The sequence below is a fragment of the Halanaerobiales bacterium genome, from assembly GCA_035270125.1.
In the GTDB taxonomy this organism is placed as follows: Bacteria; Bacillota; Halanaerobiia; order Halanaerobiales; family DATFIM01; genus DATFIM01.
Map to the genome: position 1 here is coordinate 1 of DATFIM010000223.1, position 3,241 is coordinate 3,241.

The following is a 3,241-nucleotide window of genomic DNA, read 5'->3' on the forward strand; positions in this document are numbered from 1 at the left end:
AATTAGTATTTTTAACAGTAGATGGTAGGCAGCCTGAATTAAGTGTAGGAATTACCTTAAAGGAATTGGCGTATTTTATGAAGGATTATGGTATTATTAAGGGGATGAACCTTGATGGTGGAGCTTCTGCAAGAATGATAGTTAGAGGATATACTATGAGTAATCCAAGTAGTGAAAGACTATTAAGTAATGGAATAATCTTTTATAAAATTAAATAAATTAAAAATAAATAAAATAAATTTTAGAATTAGGAAGGGATTTAATATATTATCTAGAATATGTAAAAAGGAGGGATATTTTATATGAACAGGCATTTATCTATAATATTTATACTAACTTTTGTATTAATTATTATTTCAGCAGCACCGGTTTCTGCTTTTAGACTTGATAATGTTCATTATATTATTAGTGGAAATGGAGAAGAGATAACTTCTCTCAATCTTAATTTAAATTATGATCTTGATAATGTAAATGGTATTGATGCTTTTTTAAAATATTATCATGGAGATATTAAATTTGAAGGTAGTTGGAAAATTAATTTTTATCACAGACCTGATAATAACCTTAATTTAGAATTGTCTCTTTTGGCAGCTTTAAATAATCTCAGTCCTGAGCCAGCTTTAGGTATTTCAGGAACTAATAGCTACCAGGGAAGTAATGATTTTTACTGGGGAGTAAAATATTTACTTAGTGATAATCGTTCTAAACCTGTAATTTATGAAGGTGGAATAATACTACCTTTAAATCAATCAGGTAAACTAACAATTGGTTTAAGTAATTCATACTGGGATTTAAATGATCCTAATTTCAATCTTGGATTTATAGCAGAATTTTAAGTATATAAATTAATTAATATATTTAATAAGGAGAATTGTGAAATGAAGAATTTTCTCAAATATCTTGAGAATTTCAAAAATACACAAATAATGGTAATAGGTGATATAATAGCAGATGAATTTTTGATAGGCAGGCCAGAAAGATTATCCAGAGAAGCACCGGTTCTTATTCTTCGCCGTAATAATCAAAAGATTCTTCCTGGAGGGGCGGCAAATGCAGCTTATAATATTAGTGCCTTAAAGGGTAAGATAAAGCTGGCAGGAGTTATTGGTTATGACCGCACCGGGAAACAATTAAAAGAGATTTTAAAAGAAAAAAACATTGATATTTCAGGAATAATCAGCTCTGAAGATAGGCCAACTTCTTTAAAAACAAGGGTTTTAGCTGGTGGTGACCAGGTAGTAAAACAGCAAATAGTGAGAATTGATCATTTGAAAAATGGAGGAATTGGCGAAAAATTAGAAGATAAAATTTTTAACAAAGTTAAAGAAAATATAAAAAAAACAGATGGTATTCTTTTATCAGATTATGGTAATGGAGTTTTAAGTTCTAATTTAAAAGATAGAATAATTAATTTTGCTCGTAAAAAAGGAGTTTTTACTGCAGTTGACAGTAGATATAACCTTTTAGATTTTAAAGGAGCTAATCTGGCTACTCCTAATTTAGAAGAAGCAGGAAAGGCTTTTGGAAAAGAACTTGAAAGTCAGACAGAAGTAATAGAAGCTGGAAAATCACTAATAGACAAATTAGATTTAGATCATTTACTTATTACTCAGGGTAGTGAGGGAATGACCTTATTTAATAAAAATGGCGATTATGAACATGTCCCGGTTGCCAATTTTTCAGAAGTTTATGATGTAACAGGGGCTGGAGATACAGTTATTGGTACTCTTGTTTTAAGTTATGCTGCTGGAGCCTCTATTTCAGAAGCAGTACATCTTGCAAATTATGCAGCAGGAATAGTAGTCCGTAAAAGTGGAGTTGCAGTAGTAAATCCTGAAGAGCTAAAAAGAGAAGTGTTTGCAAATGAAGAATAAAATAAAAGAAATCTCAGAATTAAAAAATATAGTAAAAAATCATCAGAGACAGGATAAAAAAGTTGTTTTTACTAATGGTTGTTTTGATTTGCTTCATATCGGTCATATTCGTTATCTATACAGAGCAAAAGAATTTGGGAGTATATTAGTAGTTGCTCTTAATAGTGATAAATCAGTAAAAAGTTTAAAAGGTGAAAAAAGACCGATTATTAATGAAAAAGAAAGAGCCGAAATATTAGCTGCTTTAGAAATGATAGATTATATAACAATTTTTGATGATTTGACCTGTAAGAATATTTTAAAAACTTTAAAACCTGATATTTATGTTAAAGGAGGAGATTATACCCGTCAGACTCTTCCAGAATGGCCGGTAGTAACTAATTATGGAGGAAATGTAAAATTAGTTAAAGAAATAGAGGGTCAATCTACAACTTCTCTAATTGGTAAAATCGCTAAAATTTATGATGATAATGAGTAAATTTATTATAAATAATTTTTTAAGAGGGGTGATATGCTGTTTAATGATTGGGAATTACGGCTGGTCTTGATCTTAGTAGTGATGGTGGTGATGCTGACTGTAATTGATTTAGGTATTTCTTTTGAGGAGTTGTTAAATTTCATCATTTAATGGGGTGGTTTGATGTATAAGCAGCAAGAAGTTGACGAGGTTATCAAACAGGCTCAAAGCGGTGATAGGGGGGCAATAGAGTATTTAATAGGTCAGAATATGGATATTGTCTATGCTAAGGCAAAGTACTTTTTTATTAAGGGGCTAGATAAAGATGATGTAATTCAGGAAGGAAGAGTCGGTCTTTATAAGGCAGTTAGAGATTATAAGATTGATAGAAGAGCTTCTTTTCGGGGATTTTCTCAATTATGTGTACACCGCCAACTCGTTTCTGCAATTAAAAAAGCTAATAGACAAAAACATATACCTCTAAATACTTCTACTTCATTGGATAAAACCATTGATTATGATGACAGCTCAGGTAGAAGTTTTAATGAGATATTGCCTGATAAAGATAAGAATTTAGAGGAAGATTTTATCTATCGAGAAGTTCTCAAAGTAATATTTAATGATATTGAAAAAGAGCTTACAACTCTTGAACTTGAAGTTTTTTTTCAATATCTGGATAGCAAATCTTATAAAGAAATTTCTGATTTTCTGGGAGTAAATGTTAAAACAGTAGATAATGCCCTACAGAGAGCAAGAAAAAAGATCGATGAAATTAAGTGTAATTATAATCTTAAGGATCTGGTTGGTTAATGGGAGTTTTGAAAAAGATTTTATTTGATTTTGTTTATCCTGAAAAAGAAAAATGCTTTATCTGTGGGAAAGATATACTTTTATCAGAAGTACCATTTCT

5 protein-coding genes are annotated in these 3,241 nt (G+C 30.3%); all 5 read left to right on the forward strand.

Going from position 1 to position 3,241, the window contains the following annotated elements; translation table 11 throughout:
- The coding region (locus VJ881_11040; protein ID HKL76588.1) for a phosphodiester glycosidase family protein at positions 1 to 218 on the forward strand (218 nt) is incomplete at its 5' end.
- A gap of 84 nt (positions 219 to 302) precedes the next feature.
- A complete protein-coding gene (locus VJ881_11045; GenBank protein ID HKL76589.1) occupies positions 303 to 836 on the forward strand; it encodes a hypothetical protein in 534 nt (177 codons plus the stop codon).
- A 42-nt stretch (positions 837 to 878) separates the two neighbouring features.
- Positions 879 to 1,874 (forward strand): PfkB family carbohydrate kinase, encoded by a 996-nt coding sequence (locus VJ881_11050; protein ID HKL76590.1) that lies wholly within the window; start codon positions 879 to 881, stop codon positions 1,872 to 1,874.
- Positions 1,864 to 2,352: a D-glycero-beta-D-manno-heptose 1-phosphate adenylyltransferase gene (gene rfaE2, locus VJ881_11055; protein HKL76591.1), complete on the forward strand. Its 489-nt coding sequence runs from the start codon at positions 1,864 to 1,866 to the stop codon at positions 2,350 to 2,352. The genes VJ881_11050 and rfaE2 overlap by 11 nt, the downstream gene beginning before the upstream one ends.
- A 162-nt stretch (positions 2,353 to 2,514) precedes the next feature.
- Complete coding sequence (locus VJ881_11060; protein HKL76592.1) at positions 2,515 to 3,141, forward strand: sigma-70 family RNA polymerase sigma factor; 627 nt, start codon at positions 2,515 to 2,517, stop codon at positions 3,139 to 3,141.
- Positions 3,142 to 3,241: the final 100 nt, after the last annotated feature.